The sequence below is a fragment of the Nonomuraea sp. PA05 genome (genome assembly GCF_008086045.1).
GTDB lineage: Bacteria > Actinomycetota > Actinomycetes > Streptosporangiales > Streptosporangiaceae > Nonomuraea > Nonomuraea monospora.
In genome coordinates this window covers 162,445-184,633 of record NZ_VSEY01000002.1, presented here as the reverse complement: position 1 = coordinate 184,633, position 22,189 = coordinate 162,445, and the positions used below count along the sequence as shown (strand labels likewise).

Annotated in this window: 18 protein-coding genes; 12 read left to right on the top strand and 6 right to left on the bottom strand. The window is 70.6% G+C overall.

Annotated features, from left to right (window positions below):
• Positions 1–35 precede the first annotated feature (35 nt).
• The 7 genes from FXF51_RS03870 (at position 36) to FXF51_RS03840 (ending at position 7,491) form a co-directional block, all read left to right on the top strand.
• Positions 36–680, top strand: coding sequence for an HAD family hydrolase (locus FXF51_RS03870; protein ID WP_148432837.1), 645 nt, complete (start codon positions 36–38; stop codon positions 678–680).
• A 102-nt stretch (positions 681–782) separates the two neighbouring features.
• Complete coding sequence (locus FXF51_RS03865; protein WP_148432836.1) at positions 783–1,301, top strand: cellulose synthase; 519 nt, start codon at positions 783–785, stop codon at positions 1,299–1,301.
• Positions 1,302–1,541: 240 nt separating this feature from the next.
• Positions 1,542–2,531: an ABC transporter permease gene (locus FXF51_RS03860; RefSeq protein WP_148432835.1), complete on the top strand. Its 990-nt coding sequence runs from the start codon at positions 1,542–1,544 to the stop codon at positions 2,529–2,531.
• A 48-nt stretch (positions 2,532–2,579) separates the two neighbouring features.
• On the top strand, positions 2,580–4,346 hold the full coding sequence (locus FXF51_RS03855) for an ABC transporter substrate-binding protein (RefSeq protein WP_187414159.1): 1,767 nt from the start codon (positions 2,580–2,582) through the stop codon (positions 4,344–4,346).
• Between the two features lie 90 nt (positions 4,347–4,436).
• A complete protein-coding gene (locus FXF51_RS03850; protein WP_148432834.1) occupies positions 4,437–5,450 on the top strand; it encodes an ABC transporter permease in 1,014 nt (337 codons plus the stop codon).
• Positions 5,447–6,472 (top strand): ABC transporter ATP-binding protein, encoded by a 1,026-nt coding sequence (locus FXF51_RS03845; protein WP_148432833.1) that lies wholly within the window; start codon positions 5,447–5,449, stop codon positions 6,470–6,472. Before FXF51_RS03850 ends, FXF51_RS03845 begins: the two co-directional genes overlap by 4 nt.
• 32 nt (positions 6,473–6,504) lie before the next feature.
• On the top strand, positions 6,505–7,491 hold the full coding sequence (locus tag FXF51_RS03840; RefSeq protein ID WP_222871127.1) for an ABC transporter ATP-binding protein: 987 nt from the start codon (positions 6,505–6,507) through the stop codon (positions 7,489–7,491).
• A gap of 71 nt (positions 7,492–7,562) precedes the next feature.
• On the opposite strand, the gene FXF51_RS03835 is transcribed toward FXF51_RS03840, so the two are convergent.
• The 3 genes from FXF51_RS03835 to FXF51_RS03825 all read right to left on the bottom strand — a co-directional run bounded on the left by FXF51_RS03835 (position 7,563) and on the right by FXF51_RS03825 (position 10,412).
• Positions 7,563–8,246: a response regulator gene (locus tag FXF51_RS03835; protein WP_148432831.1), complete on the bottom strand. Its 684-nt coding sequence runs from the start codon at positions 8,244–8,246 to the stop codon at positions 7,563–7,565.
• Positions 8,243–9,433 carry a sensor histidine kinase gene (locus FXF51_RS03830; RefSeq protein WP_148432830.1) on the bottom strand — a complete coding sequence of 397 codons (1,191 nt, stop codon included), beginning with the start codon at positions 9,431–9,433 and terminating at the stop codon, positions 8,243–8,245. The genes FXF51_RS03835 and FXF51_RS03830 overlap by 4 nt, the downstream gene beginning before the upstream one ends.
• A 118-nt stretch (positions 9,434–9,551) precedes the next feature.
• Positions 9,552–10,412, bottom strand: coding sequence for a RecB family exonuclease (locus FXF51_RS03825; protein WP_148432829.1), 861 nt, complete (start codon positions 10,410–10,412; stop codon positions 9,552–9,554).
• Between the two features lie 115 nt (positions 10,413–10,527).
• Between FXF51_RS03825 and FXF51_RS03820 the strand changes: the two genes are divergently transcribed.
• Together FXF51_RS03820 and FXF51_RS03815 are read left to right on the top strand one after the other, a co-directional pair.
• The gene (locus FXF51_RS03820) at positions 10,528–11,664 is read left to right on the top strand and encodes a site-2 protease family protein (RefSeq protein ID WP_262379275.1); all 1,137 of its coding nucleotides are present in this window, start codon (positions 10,528–10,530) and stop codon (positions 11,662–11,664) included.
• Between the two features lie 340 nt (positions 11,665–12,004).
• Positions 12,005–13,441, top strand: a complete 1,437-nt coding sequence (locus tag FXF51_RS03815) for an FHA domain-containing protein (protein ID WP_148432828.1) — start codon at positions 12,005–12,007, stop codon at positions 13,439–13,441.
• 189 nt (positions 13,442–13,630) lie between these two features.
• Here FXF51_RS03815 and FXF51_RS03810 read toward each other — a convergent pair whose 3' ends face one another.
• From FXF51_RS03810 to FXF51_RS03800, 3 genes are all read right to left on the bottom strand, one after another.
• The gene (locus FXF51_RS03810) at positions 13,631–14,464 is read right to left on the bottom strand and encodes an SDR family oxidoreductase (protein ID WP_148432827.1); all 834 of its coding nucleotides are present in this window, start codon (positions 14,462–14,464) and stop codon (positions 13,631–13,633) included.
• Between the two features lie 515 nt (positions 14,465–14,979).
• Entirely contained in the window at positions 14,980–15,483 is a 504-nt protein-coding gene (locus FXF51_RS03805; protein ID WP_148432826.1) for a hypothetical protein, read from the bottom strand.
• A 283-nt stretch (positions 15,484–15,766) separates the two neighbouring features.
• On the bottom strand, positions 15,767–16,858 hold the full coding sequence (locus FXF51_RS03800) for a GNAT family N-acetyltransferase (protein WP_148432825.1): 1,092 nt from the start codon (positions 16,856–16,858) through the stop codon (positions 15,767–15,769).
• 55 nt (positions 16,859–16,913) lie between these two features.
• Between FXF51_RS03800 and FXF51_RS03795 the strand changes: the two genes are divergently transcribed.
• From FXF51_RS03795 to hypF, 3 genes are all read left to right on the top strand, one after another.
• Positions 16,914–17,765: a tRNA (adenine-N1)-methyltransferase gene (locus tag FXF51_RS03795; protein ID WP_148432824.1), complete on the top strand. Its 852-nt coding sequence runs from the start codon at positions 16,914–16,916 to the stop codon at positions 17,763–17,765.
• 204 nt (positions 17,766–17,969) lie between these two features.
• Complete coding sequence (gene arc, locus FXF51_RS03790; RefSeq protein WP_148432823.1) at positions 17,970–19,733, top strand: proteasome ATPase; 1,764 nt, start codon at positions 17,970–17,972, stop codon at positions 19,731–19,733.
• Positions 19,734–19,906: 173 nt separating this feature from the next.
• Positions 19,907–22,159 (top strand): carbamoyltransferase HypF, encoded by a 2,253-nt coding sequence (gene hypF / locus FXF51_RS03785; protein WP_222871114.1) that lies wholly within the window; start codon positions 19,907–19,909, stop codon positions 22,157–22,159.
• Positions 22,160–22,189: the final 30 nt, after the last annotated feature.

The following is a 22,189-nucleotide window of genomic DNA, read 5'->3' as shown; positions in this document are numbered from 1 at the left end:
GGCGCGGTGAGCGGCGGCGCGGATCGGGGACGGGAATGCGAGCGGTTTTCTTCGACATGGACGGCCTGCTGGTGGACAGCGAGCGCGTCTGGCTGCGGGTCGAGACCGAGGTGATGGCCAGGCTCGGCGCCGAGTGGACCCCCGAGCACCAGGTCCACCTGGTAGGCGGCTCCATGGAGCGCACCGTCGACTACATGCTGTCGGTGTCCGGCGCCGCCGTGCCGCCCGCGACCGTCCGCGAGTGGATGGTGACCGGCATGGTGACCCGCCTGTCGGCCGGGGTGCACGTCATGCCGGGCGCCTCCGAGTTGCTGGACGCGCTGCGCGCCGAGGGCGTGCCGGTCGGGCTGGTCACGTCCTCGCTGCAGGAGATCGCCGACGCGGTGCTGAAGAGCTTCGGCAGGCACCGCTTCGACCTCGTGGTCACCGCCGACGACGTCACCCGCACCAAGCCGGACCCGGAGCCGTACCTGACGGCCGCCCGGCTGCTCGGCGTGCCGCCGGTGCGGTGCGTGGTGCTGGAGGACTCCCCGAACGGCGTGGCCGCCGCGACGGCGGCGGGCTGCGCCGTGGTGGCGGTGCCGAGCCTGCTGCCCATCGAGCCGGCTCCCGGCCGGCTGGTGGTGTCGTCCCTGACGGAGGTCGGGGTCGCCGATCTCAGGGATCTTCTGCCGTCCTGAAGCGTTACCCCTAAGGGAAATGTGGTTCTCGCGGAGGAGGCGGAAATGTCTCCGCGTGCCAGGATGGAGGGCACGAGCGAGCGATGACGAGGGGGCGGCGAGATGGGTAACTTCGAGGCGATCGCCTGGCTGCCGCTGTGCGCCGGGGTGACCATCGCCGGGCTGGTGCTGGCGTTCCTGGCCTTCAGGCGCAGGGGAGCGGCGGCCGGCCTGCGGACGACGGCGTGGGCGCTGCTGCCGGTCGCGGCCTACCTCACGGGCGCGCTGCAGTCACTGTGGAACATCGGCACCACCGTGGTCGGGTTCGTGACCGGCCTGGTGTTCAACCCTGCCGTGTGGGCGGGCGTGGCCGTGGCGGGGCTGTCGGTGGTGCTGTTCGTGGTGTCGGGCGTGATGCGGGGCAGGAAGCTGTCGTCCGGGCGCAAGAAGAAGGACACCGGCGCGGCGAAGGACTCCGGCGCGGCGGCGGAAGCGCGGCAGCCCGTGCGGGGCGGCGGCCAGGCCAAGGCGGCGCCGGCCGCCAAGCCTCAGCAGCCGGCCGTCGCGCAGAAGCCGGCGAGCAAGGGCGATGACGACTTCTCCGACATCGAGGAGCTTCTCAAGCGGCGCGGCATCAGCTGATCGCCTTCCGCGAGAGCCCGTGTCACGGTTCCGAGACACAACCGGGACACATTCAGGACCAATCAATCAAGATCAATACGAATGAGTTTCGCGTCAATCACAGATTAGCCACATAGCGGCCTGAGGGACTAGTCAGCGCAGCTCAGGCCATAGATTCTGCCTCCTGAAGGTCCGCAAGTCGCGGTCTGAAGTCAACCACGCGTTAAGACAGCGTTGTCTTGTACCAGGGGGCATCACGGCATGACCGCACCGCTAGACGTACCCGGTTCCGCGGAGGCGCAGCCGGAATCCGTGCTCGTGGGAGCGGGCAAGGCCATCCAGGGCCGGTCGCTGACCGGGATCGCCTGGATGCGCCTGCGTCGCGACAAGGTCGCACTCGGCGGCGGCATCGTCGTGGTGCTGCTGATCCTCGTGGCGGTCTTCTCCTCACCGATCGTCTCCCTGTTCGGTCACCCCCCGCTGGAGTTCCACCAGGACGCGATCGACCCGAACACGCTGCTGCCCAAGGGCACCTTCGGCGGCATGGGCAGCGAGTACCTGCTCGGCGTCGAGCCCGTCAACGGCCGCGACATCTTCAGCCGCATCGTGTCCGGCGCCTGGATCTCGCTGCTGATCGGCTTTCTGGCCACCATCGTGTCGGTGGTCATCGGCACCGTCGCGGGCGTCGTCGCCGGCTACTTCGGCGGCTGGGTCGACCAGGTCATCGGCCGCATCATGGACGTCTTCCTGGCCTTCCCCCTGCTGGTCTTCGCGATCGCGCTGGTGGGCGTCATGCCCAACGAGGGGTTCGGGCTCGAGGGCGACGGCCTGCGCATCGCGATGCTGATCTTCATCATCGGGTTCTTCAGCTGGCCGAGCATCGGCCGGCTTGTCCGCGGCCAGACGCTGTCGCTGCGCGAACGCGAGTTCGTGGACGCGGCCAGGAGCCTCGGCGCGAGCCACACCTACATCCTGTTCCGCGAGGTCCTGCCGAACCTGATGGCGCCGATCCTGGTCTACGCGACTCTTCTCATCCCGACCAACATCCTGTTCGAGGCCGCGCTGTCCTTCCTCGGCGTCGGCATCAACCCGCCCACCCCGACCTGGGGCGGCATGCTCTCCGAAGCGGTCCGCTTCTACACGCTGCCCCACTTCGTGCTCTTCCCGGGTCTGGCGATCTTCATCACCGTCCTGGCGTTCAACCTGTTCGGCGACGGACTCCGCGACGCCTTCGACCCGCGGGCGCACTGAACCGCCAACGCTTCATCCCCCGCATCCCACTCATCAAGGGGTTAGTCAATGAGAAGGAAACACGCACTGGCAGGAGCTGCGACAGCGGCGCTCGCCTTGGTGCTCTCCGCCTGTGGCGGCGGAGGTGGCGGCACTCCCAGCCAGCCCGCCCAGTCGGCGGCAGGCAGTGCCGCGCAACCCGTGGCCAACGCCGCTCTGACGTCGGTGTACAACCCGTCCACGAAGAAGGGCGGGACGCTCAAGGCGGCCCACTCCTCCGACTGGGACAGCCTCGACCCGGCCGACACCTACTACGGCTACTCGTTCAACTTCGGCCGGTTCTACTGGCGGACGCTGACGATGTACAAGACGGGCCCCGGCCCCGACGGCAACACGGTGGTGCCCGACCTGGCCGAGAGCCTCGGCGAGCCCAGCACCGACGGCAAGACCTGGACGTACAAGATCAAGGCCGGCCTGAAGTTCGAGGACGGCACGCCGATCACGGCCAAGGACGTGGCCTACGGCGTCGCCCGCTCCTTCGACAAGGAGACCTTCCCGCACGGGCCCTCGTACCTCAACGAGCTGCTCGACTGGCCGAAGGACTTCAAGGGCGTCTACAAGACCCCGGACGTGGACTACAAGTCGGCGGTCGAGGCCACCGACGACACCACGCTCGTCTTCCACCTGAAGAAGCCGTTCGCGTCGATGGACTACGTCGTCCAGATGCCGATGACGGCTCCGGTGCCGAAGGACAAGGACACGGGCGCCAAGTACAAGGAGAAGGTCGTCTCCTCGGGCCCGTACAAGTTCGAGAAGAACGAGATCGGCAAGAGCTTCGCGCTGGTCCGCAACGACCAATGGGACGCCTCGACCGACCCGAACCGTCCCGCGCTGCCGGACCGCATCGAGGTCCAGCTCAACGTCAACGCCGACGACCTGGACAACCAGCTCATCTCGGGCAGCGTCCAGCTCGACATCCCCGGCACCGGCATGCAGCCCGCCGCGCTCGGCAAGGTGCTGCCGGACCCGGCGCTGAAGGCCCGGACGGACAACCCCACGATCCCGAGGCTCTGGTACGTGTCGGTCATCCCCGACACCAAGCCGCTGGACAACATCGACTGCCGCAAGGCCGTCATGTGGGCCGCCGACCGCGTCGCCAACCAGACCGCCTTCGGCGGCCCGGTGGCCGGTGGCGACATCGCCACGAACGTGATGCCGCCGCCCATCGTCGGCCAGGAGAAGTTCGACCTGTACGCCTCCGCCGACAACAAGGGTGACGTCGCCAAGGCCAAGGAGGCGCTCGCCGCCTGCGGCCAGCCCAACGGCTTCGCCACGAACATGACCTTCCGCTCCGACCGTCCGCGCGAGAAGGCGCTGGCCGAGGCGATGCAGCAGGCGCTGGCCCGCGTCGGGATCAAGCTCACCCTCAAGGGCTTCCCGGCCTCCAGCTACTTCTCCGACTACGCCGGCAACGTCAACTACGTCAAGGAGAACGGCATCGGCCTGGCCAGCCACGGCTGGGGCTCCGACTGGCCCGACGGTTACGGCTTCATGCAGGCCATCGTCGACAGCCGTACCATCCGCGACGCCGGCAACTACAACCTGAGCGTCAAGAACCCGGAGGTCGACAAGCTCATCGACCAGGCCTCCGCCGAGCTCGACGCCACCGCCCGCGCCAAGCTGTGGGTCGACGTCGACAAGAAGGTCATGGAGGACGCCTCCATCCTTCCCGTCGTGTGGGCCAAGTCGCTGCTCATGCGCGGTGAGGGCGTGACGAACCTCGCCTACAACGAGGGCCAGAGCATGTACGACTACGTCATGCTCGGCGTTCAGTGACGGTTACTGGACGCGGTCCGGGGATCTAGCGAAGGCAGGTGAAGGCAGGAGTGGCCCGCCCGCGGCGGGCGGGCCACTCGGCCGACAGCGGTGGTCACATACATCATCAGGCGCCTGATCGGCGCCGTCGCCATGCTGATCGTGATCAGCATGGTCACCTTCGGCATCTTCTTCCTGGTGCCGCAATGGGCGGGGGCGACACCCGAGGCCCTCGCCTCGCGATACGTCGGGCGCGCCGCCACTCCGGAGACCGTGCACCTGGTCGCGGAGCGCCTGGGCTTCAACGACCCGGTGGTCGTGCAGTACGGCAGGTTCGTCAAGGGCCTGTTCGCGGGCGCCGAGTACGACTACGGCGCCGGCGTCGAGCAGTGCCCCGCGCCCTGCTTCGGCTACTCCTTCATCAGCGGGCAGCCCGTCTGGCCTGACCTGGTCGACCGCATGCCGGTCACCTTCTCCCTGGCCCTCGGCGCCGCGCTGCTGTGGGTGCTGGCCGGCGTCAGCGTGGGCGTGCTGTCCGCGCTGCGCAGAGGCAGCATCTTCGACCGGATCTCGATGGGCACCGCCCTCGCCGGCGTGTCCCTGCCGATCTTCTTCACCGGCATGATCTCCCTGGTCGTCTTCAGCTACGGCCTGGGCTGGACACCGCCCGGCGGCGCCTGGACCGACTTCACGGCCAACCCCGCGCAGTGGGCCTACAACCTGACGCTGCCGTGGATCACGCTGGCGTTCCTGTTCGCCGCCACCTATGCGCGGCTGACGCGGGCGGGCATGCTGGAGACGATGGGCGAGGACTACATCCGCACCGCCAGGGCCAAGGGCCTGCGCGAGAACCAGGTCGTGGTCAAGCACGGCCTGCGCGCCGCGCTCACGCCGATCCTGACCCTGTTCGGCATCGACTTCGGCCTGCTCATCGGCGGCGCCATCCTCACCGAGACCACCTATACTCTGCCCGGGCTCGGCCAGTTCGCCATCCTGGCGATCAGGAACCAGGACCTTCCGCAGGTCATGGGCGTCGTGCTCGTCGCCGCCGGCTTCGTGGTGGCCGCGAGTCTGATCGTCGACCTCCTGTACGCCGTGGTCGACCCGAGGGTGAGGCTTTCGTGACCTTCCTTGACGTCAAGGACCTGAAGATCCACTTCCCGACCGACGACGGCCTCGTCAAGTCCGTCGACGGGCTGTCGTTCGGCGTGGAGCGGGGCAAGACCCTGGGCATCGTGGGCGAGTCGGGCTCCGGCAAGAGCGTGACCAGCCTGGGCATCCTGGGCCTGCACAAGGGCGGCCGGGCCCAGCTCTCCGGCGAGATCTGGCTCGACGGCGAGGAGCTCATCGGCGCCTCCGCCGAGCACGTGCGCAAGCTGCGCGGCAAGAAGATGGCGATGATCTTCCAGGATCCGCTGTCGTCGATGCACCCGTTCTACTCCGTCGGGCACCAGATCATCGAGGCGTACCGCATCCACAACGACGTCTCCAAGCAGGTCGCCCGCAAGCACGCCATCGACATGCTCGGCCACGTCGGCATCCCCGAGCCGCGCCGGCGCGTCGACAGCTACCCGCACGAGTTCTCCGGCGGCATGCGCCAGCGCGCCATGATCGCCATGGCGCTCTCGTGCGACCCCGAGCTGCTCATCGCCGACGAGCCGACCACCGCACTCGACGTGACCGTGCAGGCCCAGATCCTGGACCTGATGCGCGACCTGCAGCGCGAGTTCAACTCGGCGCTGATCATCATCACGCACGACCTGGGCGTGGTGGCCGAGCTGTCCGACGAGATCCTCGTCATGTACGGCGGCAAGTGCGTTGAGTACGGCACCGCCGAGGACATCTTCTACCGGCCGGAACACCCCTACACGTGGGGCCTGCTCGGCTCCATGCCACGGCTCGACCGCGAGCCCACCGAACGGCTGCTGCCGATCAAGGGCTCGCCGCCGTCCCTGATCAACGTGCCGTCCGGCTGCGCCTTCCACCCCCGCTGCCCGTACGCGGAACGCACGCAGGGCAAGGCGGATACCGAGGTCCCGGCCCTCGCCGAGACCGAGGGCGGCCACCTGGTGCGCTGCCACATGGACCGCGCCGAACGGCAGAGCCTGTGGGCGAACGAGATCAAGCCAGTGCTGGAGACCCAGTGAGCGACAACGAGCTGCTTCTGTCCGTACGGGACATGGAGAAGCACTTCCCCGTGACCAAGGGCCTGTTCAAGAGACAGGTGGGCGCCGTCAAGGCGGTCGACGGGATCAGCTTCGACGTCTACAAGGGCGAGACGCTCGGCCTCGTGGGGGAGTCGGGCTGCGGCAAGTCCACCACGGGCAGGCTGGTGACCCGGCTGCTCGAACCCACCGGCGGCAAGGTCCTCTTCGAGGGCGAGGACATCACGCACATGAACCAGAGCAGGCTCCGGCCGCTCCGGCGCGACATGCAGATGATCTTCCAGGACCCGTACTCGTCGCTCAACCCCCGGCACACCGTCGGCGCCATCGTCGGCGCCCCGTTCCGGATCCAGGGCATCCAGACCGAGCAGGGCATCAAGAAGGCCGTCCAGGACATCCTGGAGCTGGTCGGGCTCAACCCCGAGCACTACAACCGCTACCCGCACGAGTTCTCCGGCGGCCAGCGGCAGCGCATCGGCATCGCCCGCACCCTCGCGCTCAAGCCCAAGCTGATCATCGCCGACGAGCCCGTCTCCGCGCTCGACGTGTCCATCCAGGCCCAGGTCGTCAACCTGCTCGAAGACCTGCAGAACGAGCTGGACCTGACCTACGTCGTCATCGCCCACGACCTGTCGGTGGTGCGGCACATCAGCGACCGGGTCGCCGTCATGTACCTCGGCAAGATCGTCGAGATCGCCGACCGCAAGAGCCTGTACGCGGCGCCCATGCACCCGTACACCAACGCCCTGCTGTCGGCCGTGCCGGTGCCCGACCCGAAGGCGCGCAAGGACCGCGAGCGCATCCGGCTGACCGGCGACGTGCCCAGCCCGCTCAACCCGCCGCCCGCCTGCCGCTTCCACACGCGCTGCTGGAAGGCCCAGGACATCTGCAAGAAGGTCGAGCCGCCGCTGGCCGAGCTGGCCAGCGGGCACCAGGTCGCCTGCCACTTCCCGGAGAACGTCCCCGAGAAGGCGCCGGCCTCCGCCGCCACGGCCGACTGACCGGCCAGGACGCGACATCGCGGCGGCCCGCCCGGCCTTGACCGGACGGGCCGCCGCCGTCCTGCCCGCGGCTAGCTGATGGCCCCGGGCGTGATCAGCCCCGTCTCGTACGCCAGCACCACCGCCTGCACCCGATCCCGCAGCCCCAGCTTCGTCAGCACGTTGCCCACGTGCGTCTTCACCGTGGTCTCACTCACCACCAGCTTGGCCGCGATCTCCGCGTTCGACATGCCCTTGGCGATGAGCCGCAGCACCTCCAGCTCCCGCTCCGTCAGCCGGTCGAGCCGCGCCGGCGCCGCCTGCTCGTACGCCGACGGCAGCCGCGCCGCGAACCGGTCCAGCAGCCGCCGCGTCACGCTCGGCGCCACGATCGCGTCGCCCGCCGCCACCACCCGGATCGCCTGCACCAGCTCGTCCGGCGGCACGTCCTTCAGCAGGAACCCCGACGCCCCCGACCGCAGCGCCTCCACGATGTACTCGTCGAGGTCGAACGTCGTCAGCACCAGCACCTTCGGCACGTGCGCCGACGGCGCGGCCTCCCGCACGATCCTGCGGGTCGCCTCGATGCCGTCGACCCCGGGCATCCGGATGTCCATCAGCACCACGTCCGGCAGCAGCGCCCGCGTCTGCTCCTGCGCGCCCTTGCCGTCGCCGGCCTGCCCCACCACCGTGATGTCGGGCTCGGCCTCCAGGATCAGCCGGAAACCGGTACGCAGCAGCGGCTGGTCGTCCACCAGCAGCACCCTGATCGTCATTGGCCGTCCTTCAACGGGAGCCTCGCCCGCACCTCGAAACCGCCCCCGGGTAGCGGACCGATGTTCAGAATTCCACCATAAAGGGCAACACGCTCGCGAATGCCCACCAAACCATGCCCCGGCGGACGTCCCGTCTCCTGCACGGCCCCCACCCCGTCATCCTCCACCCGCACGTCCAGCTCATACGGCTCGTACCGGACCGTCACCACCGCCTCCGCCCCCACGCCCGCGTGCCGCAGGCTGTTCGTCAGCCCCTCCTGGACCAGCCGGTACGCCGCCAGATCCACCCCGGCGGGCAGCTCCACCGGCTCGCCCTCCACCCGCAGCCGCGTCGCCAGCCCCGCCTCCCGCATCTGCTCGACCAGCGCGGGCAGATCCCGCACACCCGGCTGCGGGCCAAGCTCCGCCCGCGCGTCCGCCCTGGTGTCGGTACGCAGCACGCCCACGATGTTACGCATCTCCGTCATCGCCAGCCGCCCCGTGTTCTCGATCGCCGACAACGCCTCCCGCGCCAGCTCGGGATCGGAGGCCAGCACCCTGCGCGCCGCCGCCGCCTGCACCGTCATCACACTGACGTGGTGCGCCACCACGTCGTGCAGCTCACGAGCGATCCTCGACCGCTCCTCGGCCCGCGCCGCCCGCGTGTCCGCCGCGTGCGCCCGCTCCAGCCGCGTCGCCCGGTCCTTCAGCTCCTCCAGGTACGCCCGCCGCAACCGCAGGCTCCGCCCGGCCCCCCACACCGCCACCAGCACCAGCGCCGTGACCACGTACTCGCTCGCACTGCCCGCCCTCGCCGGGCTCGACACCGCGCCCGCCAGATACGTCACCAGCGACAGCACCAGCCCCGCCAGCGACACCGCCAGCCCCCGGTAGGTCGCCACCGAATACAGCAGCACGATGCCGGCCAGGCTCGACATGCCCGTCCCGTAACCGAGCGCGTTCAGCAACGTCTCCGGCACCAGGCCCGCGCACATCGCCGACAACGGCCAGCGCCGCCGCACCGCCACCGGCGCCGACGCCGCCACCAGCAGCAGCGCGCCCAGCAGGTCGGGCTGGCGCATGCCCTCCACCGGGATGCCCTCGGCCTGCAACCGGTCGGGGCCGTAGAGCGCGTACAACGTCACGGAGGCCGCTGCCACCACTCCGGCGAGCACCGTGTCGTGGAGCCTGCTCCGGTCTATGCGCACCGCTTCACTGTAAGACCAGGTGAGAGACCGGAACCTCCTCCCGTGGGAGGATTAGCGCCGGCCGGGCCACCCTCGAGAACGAGCCCGGCCGGCTCGCGCCAGGCCTGCGGCGTCGCCCCTACAGCTCGTCAGTGGCCGCCCGGCGGCTGCTACGCGTCGTGTCGCCGGGCTGACGATCGGGCACCGGCGGCGGCGTCCCCCCGAACTCCGGGCACAACGCCTGATGATCGCACCAGTCGCACAACCGGCTGCGCCGCGCCCGCCACTCGCCCGTCTCCAGCGACCGCTCGATCGCCGCCCACAACGCCATCACCTTGCGCTCGGTGGCCAGCAGGTCGGCCTCGTCCGGCGCGTACCGCAGCACCTCGCCCTGCCCGCCCAGGTAGACGAGCTGCAGCAACCGCGGCACGCTGCCGCGCAGCCGCCACAGCACCAGCGCGTAGAACTTCATCTGGAACAGCGCCTTGGCCTCGAAGTCGGGCCCTGGCGCGCTGCCCGTCTTGTAGTCGACGACCCGGACCTCGCCCGTCGGCGCCACGTCGAGCCGGTCGACGTACCCCCGCAGCATGAGCCCGCCGTCGAGCACCGCCTCCACGTACAGCTCGCGCTCGGCGGGCTCCAGGCGCGTCGGGTCCTCCAGGGTGAAGTAGCGCCGCAGCATCTCGCGCGCCTGCGCCAGCCACTCGGCCTGCTCCGCCTCGTCGGCGAACATCTGCGCGTACTGCGGATCGTCGGCCAGCAGCCGCTCCCACTGCGGGTCGAGCAGCTCCAGCGCCGCCTCCACCGAGCGGCGCGGCGCGGGCAGGTCGTACAGGCGCTCCAGCACCGCGTGGACCACCGTGCCGCGCACCGCCGCCTGCGAAGGTTTCTCGGGGAGCTGGTCGATCACCCGGAAGCGGTAGAGCAGCGGACACGTCATGAAATCGCCCGCCCGGGACGGGGAGAGAGCTCCGATGATCACCGGCTCGGTCAATGTCATGCACCGCACTCTAGGTCAAGACCCCGACAGAATAACCTCCGCGCAACGAGGTACACGTGATCGGGCGCGTAGCATCAAGGCAGCAACAGCACGTAATGGACGTTCAAGGAGTGCGGTGAGCGAGCAGAGCCCGCGGCAGGAGTCCTCCGGCATCCGGATGGGGAAGCCGTTCGGCATTCCGGTGTACGTGTCGTGGACGTGGTTCCTGGTGGCCGCGTTCATCACCGTGATGTTCGGGCCGCAGATGCGGCAGATGCTGCCCCAGCTCGACGATTTCGCGGCCTACGGGGTGGCGTTCCTGTTCGCGGTGCTGCTGTACGTCTCGGTGCTGCTGCACGAGCTGGCGCACAGCGTCCTGGCCAAGGCGTACGGCCTGCCGGTCCGCAGGATCACCCTCTACCTGCTCGGCGGCGTGTCCGAGATCGAGAAGGAGCCGCCGACGCCGGGCAAGGAGTTCATGGTCGCCGCGGCGGGCCCGGCGCTCTCGCTCGGCCTGGCCGGGCTCGGCCTCGTCGCCGACGTGTACGTCATCAACGACGGCGGCATCCTCGAGGTGCTCACCTGGCAGCTCTGGTTCGCCAACCTCATCGTCGGCGTGTTCAACCTGCTGCCCGGCTTGCCGCTCGACGGCGGAAGGATGCTGCGCGCCGGCGTGTGGAAGATCACCCGCAACCCCGGCTCCGGCACCGTCGTGGCGGCCTGGGGCGGGCGGGTGCTGGCCGTGCTGCTCGTGGTGTTCCCGGTGGCGAGCGCGCTGTCGGGCGGGCGGGAGCTGAGCCTGACCAACCTGGTGTGGCCGCTGGTGCTGGCCTCGTTCATCTGGATGGGCGCGAGCCAGTCGCTGCGCCTGGCCAAGATCAGGGCCAGGATCCCTCAGGTCAACGCGCGCGTCCTGGCGCGCAGGGCGATCCCGGTGACCGCCGAGACGCCGCTGTCGGAGGCGCTGCGGCAGGCCACCGAACGCCACGCGGGCGCGCTCGTCGTCGTCGACCACGACGGCAGGCCCGTCGCCATCGTCAACGAGGCCGCCGTCCAGGCCACCCCCGAGCACCGGCGCCCGTGGGTGAACGTGGCCTCCCTGGCCAAGTCGCTGGAGCCGCGCATGGTGCTGGCCGCCGGCCTGACGGGAGAGCCACTGATCGAGGCCATGCGCGAGGCGCCCGGCAGCGAGTACCTGCTGGTCGAGGACGGCGGCGAGATCTTCGGCGTGCTCTCGACCGCCGACGTGAACCGAGTTTTCAGCGGCGTCTGATTTGTCCCACTCGTTTCTGAGGCGACCCCTCGATAGGGTCGTGTCCAGCAGTTTCAGGCGGCCGAAGCCGACCCCCGCGATTTCTGCGATGCCGCGACTGGCCGATAGTGTTCTGTTTGGCCAAACTTGCACAGTTGAGGGGTTCGCCGCGGTCCGCCGGTTCACCGAATCGAGACGAGGGGGCCGCGACACGGCCCCGCCGTCTGGGTATGCGTATGGCTGGTGGCCAGCACGGCAGTGCGGGTGCCGTAACAACGCCGGCTTCCGGGGAGGAGAGTTGAGTGACCGAGCGCAGCGAGGGCACCAATGAGCGCAGCACGGTCGTCATGAAGGAGGACGCATGACCGACCAAGGCTTCGGAGTGGTGCGTCCGCTTCCTGGAAACGGGCTTGTCGCCTACGAAGGCGGGCTGCTGCTGGTGTGCGACTCGGCCGAGTCGGCCGCCGACGCCCTGATCGAGGCGCTGCGCGAGACCGCCGCCTCCGGCGGTGACGGCCGGGCGCTGGCCCGCCGCGCCGCTCAGGTCCTGGCGGCCAACATGGCCTCCGACCCCGCCACCTGCGCGGTCGCCGGCCCCGTCGGCGCCGGCGTCGCCGTCCTCGTCAGCGGCTCCGCCTCGGCCACCATCACCACCTCGGGCGGCGAGACCCGGCTGGCCGGCAGCGACTCCCTCACCTGGGCCGACCGCCTCGTCAACGGCCCCGTCGAGCGCGTCGAGCTCAGCCTGCCCGGCGCGGGCAGCCCGCACCCGGCCGTCCGCTTCGACGGCGGCATCGTGCACGGCGGCGGCCTCGTCGGCGACCTCACCGGCGAGTTCACCGGCCGGCCCGCCGCCCCCGCCCAGCCCAGGCTCCTGACCAGCGAGCTGCCCGCCACGGGTTTCCACCTCGAGCCCGACCTCGTCCAGCAGCCCCAGCACCAGCCCCAGCAGCAGCAGCAGCCCGTCGAGCGCCCGCCGTACCCGATGGCCGACCAGCCGCCCATCGCGCCCGGCCCGCCCTCCGGCCCCCAGCCCGCGCCGATGGAGCCGCCCGCCTACCACACGCCCCAGGAGCCGGCCCCCTACCTGCCGCCGCAGGAGCCCCTCTACCAGGAGCAGCCGCCGTCCCTGCCCGAGCAGCCGCAGTACCCGTCCTACGACGAGGTGCCCGCCTCCGGCAACGGCGTCGGCGACCAGCCCGTCCCGCAGCACCTCGGCCCGCCCGACCACTACGACCAGCCCGCGCCGCCCGTGCTCGGCCCGCCCGACCAGTACGACCACCCGGGGCCGCCGCAGCAGGAGCAGCAGGGCGACCACGGCGACCGGCCGCTCGTCTACGGCGTCGACTGCAAGAACGACCACTTCAACGACCCCCGTGTGCCGTACTGCGCGGTGTGCGGCATCGCGCTGGTGCAGCGCACGCTCGTGCCGTACAAGGGGCCGCGACCGTCGCTCGGCGTCCTCATTCTGGACGACGGGACCGCGCTGCCGCTGGAGAGCGACTACCTCCTCGGCCGCGACCCGGAACGGGCGCCGGAGGTCGCCGGCGGCACCGCCAGGCCCGCCAAGGTCACCAGCCCGGACGGGTCGGTGTCGCGGCGGCATCTGCGGGTGGCGCTCGACGGGTGGGACGTGAACCTGGTGGACCTGGGGTCCGTCAACGGGACGCAGATCCAGCCGCCCGGCGATCCGAACTTCTACGACATCCCGCCGAACGAGCCGGTGACGATCGCGCCGGGGACCACTGTTCGGGTGGGGGTGTCCCGGACGCTTCGCTTCGAGGCGCACCGGGGGTAGGACCTCGTTGTCCGGCCGCCCGCCTGCGCCGCGTCTCAGGTCGGTGGGTGCGGGCGGCTGGACGCAGGGCTCTTGTGCGCCTTGCGCCGGCGGTCGGGCGTGCGCGTCTCGCGCCGGCGGTCGGCCATACGCGCCTCGTGCCGGCGGTCGGCCATGTGCGCCTCGCGCTGGCGGTCGGGCAGGCCTGCGTCAGGTGGTGTCGGGTGCCGCCAGGAACTCGCGGGCGCCGCGCAGCCGGGTCGTCAGCCGGCGCTGGGTCGCCGAGCAGTCCAGGCGCACCTCCAGCGGCCCCGGCACGCCCGCCCCGGCCCGGCTCCCGGCGCGGAGGCGGGAGGCGTCCAGGCCGTCCCTGCGGGCGATCAGCACACCCAGCTCGTACCGGCTCACCGCGTCGGCCCCCGCCACGTGCAGCACGCCCCCCAACCCCCGCTCCGCCACCTCCAGCAGCGCCGCCGCCAGGTCGCAGACGTGGACCGGGCACCGCACGTCGTCCGTGAACAGCGCCCCGTCACTCGCCCCCGTGGCCAGCGACCGCACCAGCGCCTCGTGGACCGACCGGCCGTGCCCGACGATGAGCGACGTCCTGACGATCGCCGCCCCGGGCAGCGCGGCCCCCACGGCCGTCTCCGCCGCCGCCTTGGCCGCGCCGTACGGGGTGATCGGGTCGGGCGGGCACGTCTCGTCGTACCGCTCCTGAGCGCCCGAGAAGACCGCGTCGCTGGAGACCTGCACCAGCCGCCCGCCGCCGCGCGCCACTTCCGCCGCCACGTGTGCGGCGCCGTCGGCGGTGGTCGCCCAGTCGGACTGGCGGTAGGCGGCGTTGATCGTCACCTCGGGCGCGAACGTGCCGAGGACGGTGGCCACCTCTTGCCTCGTGCGCAGGTCCAGGGGGAGCCAGGTCGCCTGTGCGGGGTCTGCGGGGTTGGTGAGGTAGGTGGCGCCGACGTCGTGGCCGGCGGCGGCGCATCGTCGTACGAGCTCGCCGCCGAGGAACCCGCTTCCGCCCACGATCAGCACCCTCATGAGCGCTCACGCTATCGGAACGAGGGGGCGAAGGTGACCGCTTACTTCGCTCCACGGCCTATCAAGGCGAAAGGTGATATATGCGCATCAAGGGTGCGTTGAGGGGCGGGATGTGCGACGCGTGGAAAGGCGGCGTCCGCGGTATTCGCAGGTGGGCATGCGGCGTCCGTGAGGCGGGTCGAGGCGTGGCGCGCGACGGCTGCGACGCGCCGCAGGCGCCGTTCCAGGGCCGGGCGGGCGCGCGGAGAGCGCCGCCCGGGAGGCCAGGCCCGAGCGGTGCCGCGCCCGGAATGGCGTCTCAGGGGAGGGTGGCGGGCTGGTGGGGAGAGGGCGGTGAAGGTTATATTCTGCGAAATCGCGAAATGCCACCAATATCTCGCCTAATCCGTTAAATCGTGAAGATCCTTCAGGAACTCCGGAACGGATTCCCGCCCGTTAAGCAGCGCCTCGCCATGAATGCGCTCCCATACCGGCCAACCCCATCCCGACTTCCGGCCCGCCTCCAAGTCAGCGGATCACGGCGGCACCGGTCGGAAAGCCCGTACGCCCCGCAACAGACGCGCAGCCGCCTCACACCCGCTGGCCGCCTCCAGCGCCCGCCCCGCCGCCGTCGCGAAGCGTCCCAGCAGATGCTCGTCACCATCGCAGAACCCCCGCCCCGCCACCCACACGAACACGTGGTCCCGCGCCGGCACCGGCACGGGCATGGCCAGGAATCCGGGCTCGCCCATCGAGACGTCCGGCGGCAGCCGCACCGCGTCGCAGGACGCGGCGAGTTCCTTCAGCACCCCCGACTCGGCCAGCCACCGCCGCAGGCGCAGCGGGTCACCGGGCGGCGCGTGCACATGCAGGGGGCAGGCCTCCTGGCGGAGCGCGTCCACGCGGACGAACCCGGCGTAGGCGGTGCCCGCGACGGCGGCGGCGGTGCGCGCCAGCCGGCCGGTCAGCTCCGCCGCCTCCAGGACGGAGAACGCGGAGAGAAGGTCGCGCATGGCGACATCGACACGGTTGTATGGCATCGCGGAATCCCCTCGGAGCGGAGGGGGCGAGATCGCGCAGCCCGATCACACGATTCTCGCCTGCGGGTGCCCTGACTATCGCCCTCGACGCGGCCCTTGACTACCCCTCAACAGGAAATCAGGATTTTTGCCAATTTCGGCCCTGCCGTCCGGTCCCGCCGCAACACCGCCGTCACGTCCTGACGCCGTCACCCCACTCCCACGCAGGCCACGACGCCCCAACGAGAGCCGTCCGGCACAGAAGCGGACAGCCGCCACTCCAAGCCGCCCGAGCCGCCCCGGGCTAGGCCGGGCGTGTCCGCACCCACTGGAGGTCGTCCGCCCGCGTGCCGTCCGGCCGCGGCAGGAACTCCTTGTGCACGCCCTCGCGCCGGAACCCCGTGCGCTCCAGCACCGCGTGCGAGGCCGTGTTGTCCACGTCGGTGCCCGCCACGATCCGGTGCAGGGCCGTGCGCGCGAACGCCCAGTCGGCCAGCAGCCGCACCGCCCGCGTCATGAAGCCGCGCCCCCGGAAGGCGGGCAGCAGCGAGTAGCCGATCATGGCCTGCCCCAGCACCGGCACCACCTGCATGAGCTGGATGTGCCCGGCGAACGCCCCCGAGGCCGCGTCCCTGATCGCGATCTCGGCCCGCTGCCCCGACAGCCACCAGTAGCCGGTGTAGCGGCAGCGCCGCTCGGCGTCCTCCAGCGTGCTGGGCGGCGTCACCGAGTACGCCGCCACGCTCGGCTCGGTGATCATCCGGTGGTAGTCGGCGGCGTCGCCGAGCGCCATCGGCACCAGCCGCACCACCTCGTCGCGCAGCTCGCCGTCCTCCGGCAGCGGCAGGTACGGCTCCACCGCCGGCGCCGCCTCCCCACGCAGCCTGGCGAACGTCACATGGTCGGCGAACCGCCCGTCACGCGTCCGCTTCGCCTCCCGCCGCAGCCCTTCCTCGCGGAAACCCGCCCGGTACGCCGCCCGCAGGCTCGCCACGTTCTCCACCTCGGCCTGCAGCTCGACCCGGCGCACCCCCTGGTCGAAGGCCCAGTCGGTGAGCGCCCGCACCGCCGTCGCCGCCACGGCCCCGCCGCGCGCCCACGGCGCCACCACGTAGCCGGTGTCCGAGACGCCCTGCCGATCCGGGGGCCCCAGCCACACCAGGCCGGCGAACCGCCCGCCCTCCGTGATCGCGTACTGCGCGCCGCCGTCCTCCCACATCCCGGGCGCGCGGCCCAGGTAGTCGAGGGCGTGGCCCAGCTCGTACGGCTGCGGCAACGACGGCATGAACCTGGCCGTCACCGGATCGTCACACATCTTCACCAGCGGCTCGGCGTCGTCCTGCGAAGGGGGGCGCAGGACGAGGGGGCCGGCCGAGATCACATCACGCGCAAACACCCCCCATAGATACCGTGCGTCAGGACGCGACCAAAACCCCTATACCCTTGCCGCCATGGGTTTCCGCAGGCATGGGCCGTTCCAGGCAGGGGATCAGGTGCAGCTCACCGACCCCAAGAACAAGCGCCACACGATCACGCTCAAGGAGGACGGCGTCTTCCACACCCACAAGGGCGCCATCCCGCACAGCGACCTGATCGGGCAGCCTGAAGGCTCCGTCGTGCGCTCCTCCGGCGGCACCCAGTACCTCGCCTTCCGCCACCTCCTGCAGGACTACACGCTCGCCATGCCGCGCGGCGCGGCCGTCATCTACCCCAAGGACGCCTCGATGATCGTCGGCATGGCCGACATCTTCCCCGGCGCCCGCGTCATCGAGGCCGGCGTCGGCTCCGGCGCGCTGACCTGCTTCCTGCTGCGCGCCGTCGGCCCCGAGGGGCACGTCACCTCCTACGAGCGGCGCGAGGAGTTCGCCGACGTCGCGCGCAAGAACGTCGAGAAGTTCTACGGCGGGGCCATGGACGACAACTGGCGCCTGGTCGTCGGCGACCTGGTGTCCTCGATCGACGAGGCGGACGTCGACCGCGTCATCCTCGACATGCTCGCCCCGTGGGAGTGCGTGGACGCCGCCGCCAAGGCCCTCACGCCGGGCGGCGTGATCTGCTGTTACGTGGCCACGACGACCCAGTTGTCCAAGACGGTCGAGGTGATTCGCGATCACGGGTGTTTCACCGAGCCGCATGCGTGGGAGACCCTGGTTCGCGACTGGCATGTCGAAGGACTCGCCGTAAGGCCCGATCACCGGATGATCGGCCACACCGGGTTCCTCGTCATCGCCCGGCGCATGGCCGACGGCGTGACCCCGCCGCCGCGCCGTCGTCGACCGAAGGGGACCACTGAAGAACTATGACAATTTGGCCACGAGGGTGCGTTGGTGCGTGACACGGGAACAGACCGCCGTGTTCATATGCTGGGAGTATTAAACGCACTATTGGGGATTATTCAACGAATACTGAATGTCACTCTACGAACACTGCCCGGCCAGGTTACGGAGGGGCCCGAGATAGGTAAGGTCCTTAGTAGTCGCTCTCGACTGGGAAGGAGGTGACGGGGCGTGGCAGCTCGCGATGATGCTGAGGCTCGAGCCGCGCAGCGCGAACGGGAGGTCGCTGATCTTTCAACACAGGTCTCCTTCCTCCAGGAGGAGATCACCGCGCTGAGGCGGAAGCTGGCCGAGTCACCCCGTCAGGCCAGGGTCCTCGAAGAGCGTCTCCATGAGGCACAGGCGAATCTCGCGGCCGTGACAGGCCAGAACGAACGCCTGGTGGCGACCCTCAAGGAGGCCAGGGACCAAATCGTCGCACTCAAGGAGGAGGTCGACCGGCTGGCGCAGCCGCCATCCGGCTTCGGCACCTTCCTGGAGGCCAGAGAAGACGGCACGATCGAGGTGTTCACCGGAGGGCGCAAGCTCCGCGTGAACGTCAGCCCAGCCGTCGACGTCGACTCGCTGCGGCGTGGCCAGGAGGTCATGCTCAACGAGGCGCTCAACGTGGTCGAGGCGCTCGGCTACGAAGAGGTCGGCGAGATCGTGATGCTCAAGGAACTGCTCGACGAGGGCAAGCGTGCCCTGGTGATCTCGCACGCCGACGAAGAGCGCGTCGTGCGACTGGCCGAGTCGCTGGTCGGCCAGCCCATCAGGGCGGGAGACTCACTCCTGCTCGAACCTCGCTCCGGCTACGTCTACGAGCGGATACCCAAGTCCGAAGTCGAAGAACTCGTGCTCGAAGAGGTTCCCGACATCTCCTACGAGGAGATCGGCGGCCTCATGCGGCAGATCGAGCAGATCAGGGACGCCATCGAGCTTCCCTACCTGCACGCCGACCTGTTCCGCGAGCACAAGCTCCGTCCCCCCAAGGGCGTGCTCCTGTACGGGCCGCCCGGATGCGGCAAGACGCTCATCGCCAAGGCCGTCGCCAACTCCCTGGCCAAGCAGGTCGCGGAGAAGACCGGCCAGTCCGGCAAGAGCTTCTTCCTCAACATCAAGGGCCCGGAGCTGCTCAACAAGTACGTCGGCGAGACCGAGCGGCACATCCGCCTGGTCTTCCAGCGGGCCCGCGAGAAGGCCTCAGAGGGCACCCCGGTGATCGTGTTCTTCGACGAGATGGACTCGATCTTCCGGACCCGGGGCTCCGGCGTGTCCTCCGACGTGGAGAACACCATCGTCCCTCAGCTGCTGTCGGAGATCGACGGCGTCGAGGGGCTGGAGAACGTCATCGTCATCGGCGCCTCCAACCGCGAGGACATGATCGACCCGGCGATCCTGCGGCCCGGCCGCCTGGACGTCAAGATCAAGATCGAGCGGCCGGACGCCGAGGCGGCCAAGGACATCTTCTCCAAGTACCTCGTCTCCGACCTGCCCCTGCACCCCGATGACCTCGCGGAGCACTCCGACTCCCGCGCGGCCACCATCCAGGGCATGATCCAGAGCGTCGTGGAGCGCATGTACACCGAGAGCGAGGAGAACCGCTTCCTCGAGGTGACCTACGCCAACGGCGACAAGGAAGTCCTGTACTTCAAGGACTTCAACTCCGGCGCGATGATCCAGAACATCGTCGACCGGGGCAAGAAGATGGCCATCAAGCAGTTCCTCGAGAGCGGCCAGAAGGGCCTGCGGGTGCAGCACCTGCTCACGGCCTGCGTGGACGAGTTCTCCGAGAACGAGGACCTGCCCAACACCACCAACCCCGACGACTGGGCCCGCATCTCCGGCAAGAAGGGCGAGCGGATCGTCTACATCCGCACGCTCGTCTCCGGCAAGCAGGGCACCGAAGCCGGCCGGTCCATCGACACCGTCGCCAACACCGGTCAGTACCTGTAGAACCCCTGGACGGCAGGGCCGAGCGGGCACGCCCCGCCCGGCCCTGCCGCCTGTCCGGCTCGTCCGGGTTGTTCCGCAAGAGTGAGAAAGCTCCCTCGCGGAAGACACGCAGAACGCGCCGCGACACGGCCGATACGCATGCACACCACCCCGATGAGGCGCACACTGGCCCTGTGACCACGCTCAAACGAGTAGACGTGCACATCGAAGGCATCGTCCAGGGGGTCGGCTTCCGGCCCTTCGTCTACTCGCTCGCCAACCGGCTCGGCCTCGCCGGACGCGTGCACAACGACGTCAACGGCGTCCACATCGAGGTCGAAGGGGCGCACGACGGCGTCGAGGAGTTCCTCACCGCACTCGAACGCGACGCCCCCGCCCTGTCCGCGATCGAACGCGTCACCGTCGTCAGCGGCGAGCCCGCCGGCCACAGCGGCTTCACCATCGCCACCAGCGACCCCGCGGGCCCCCGCCGCGCCCTCGTCTCCGCCGACACCGCCACCTGCGACGACTGCCTGCGCGAACTCGCCGACCCGGCCGACCGCCGCCACCGCTACCCGTTCATCAACTGCACCAACTGCGGCCCCCGCTTCACCATCGTGCGCGGCGTCCCCTACGACCGGCTCATGACCACCATGGCCGGATACGGCATGTGCGGCGACTGCGCCCGCGAATACCACGACCCCGGCGACCGCCGCTACCACGCCCAGCCCACCTGCTGCCCCGCCTGCGGGCCCCGGCTGCTGCTGCGCGACCAGCGCGGCACCGAACTGTGCGGCGACCCCGTCGCCTGCGCCGCCGTCCTCCTGCGCGCCGGACGCGTCGTCGCCGTCAAGGGCCTCGGCGGTTACCACCTCGCCGTCACCGCCTCCGACGAACGCGCCACCGCCGCCCTGCGCGGCCGCAAGCACCGAGAGGAAAAACCGTTCGCCGTCATGGCCGCCGACCTCGCCCAGGCCCGCCGGATCGCGCACGTCGACGACACCGCCGCCGCCCTCCTCGCCGGCCGCGCCCGCCCCATCGTGCTGCTGCCCCGCCGCGACGGCGCCCCCGTCGCCCCCTCCGTCGCGCCCGGCAACCGCAGCCTCGGAATCATGCTCCCCTACACGGCCCTGCACCACCTGCTGCTCGCCGAACTCGCCGAACCCATCGTCCTGACCAGCGGCAACGTCTCCGACGAGCCCATCGCCTACGAGGACGACGACGCCCTCACCCGCCTCGCCGGCATCGCCGACGCCTTCCTCACCCACGACCGCGCCATCCACCTGCGCGCCGACGACTCCGTCATCCGCCCCCTGCCCGGCGCCATCACCGTGCTGCGCCGCGCCCGCGGCTACGCCCCCGAACCTCTAGCCCTTCGCCGGCCGGTCCCCAGGCCCGTCCTCGCCTGCGGCGCCGAACTGAAAAGCACCTTCTGCCTGGCCCAAGGCCGGCGCGCCTTCGTCTCCCCGCACATCGGCGACCTCGAGAACCACGAGACCCTGCGCTCCTTCATCGAAGGCATCGACCACTACTGCGGCCTGTTCGACATCCGCCCCGAGATCGTCGCCCACGACCTGCACCCCGGCTACCTGTCCACCCGGCACGCCCTCGACATCCACGGCGTCGACCACGTCGGCGTCCAGCACCACCACGCCCACATCGCCTCCTGCCTCGCCGACAACGGCGACCCGGGCCCCGTGATCGGCGTGGCCTTCGACGGGCTCGGCCACGGCACCGACGGCACCCTGTGGGGCGGCGAGTTCCTGCGCGCCGACCTCACCGGCTACGAACGCCTCGGCCACCTCGCCCAGGTCCCCATGCCGGGCGGCGCCGCCGCCATCCGGCAGCCCTGGCGCATGACCGCCGCCTACCTGCGCGACCAGCACCCCGGCCTCGCCGTCACCGAACGCAACGCCGAACACTGGGCGGACGTCCTGCGCCTGGCGGCCGACGCGCCCCTCACCTCCAGCGCCGGCCGCCTCTTCGACGCCGTCTCCGCGCTCCTCGGCGTCCGCGACAAGATCACCTACGAGGGGCAGGCCGCCATCGAGCTCGAACAGCGCGCCGACCCGGCGGAGACCGGCGCCTACGACGCCGCCATCACCACCGCCCCCGCAGGCCCCCTCATCGTCGAGGGCGGCGACCTCGTCCGCGCCGCCGCCGCCGACCTCGCCGCCGGCACCGGCCCCGGCGTCATCGCCGGACGCTTCCACAACGGCGTCGCCGCCGCCATCACCCGCACCTGCGTCGCCCTCCGGCAGAGCACCGGGCTCACCGCCGTCGCCCTTTCCGGCGGCGTCTTCCAGAACGCCCTCCTGCTCGACCGCACCGTCCAGCGGCTGCGGGCGGCGGGGTTCCGGGTGCTCAAGCACGTACGGGTGCCGCCCAACGACGGCGGGCTCAGCCTCGGCCAGGCCGCCGTCGCCGCCGCCCGGGACCGGCGCTGACGGGGGAGCGCCGCCGGCAGCCCGGCGACA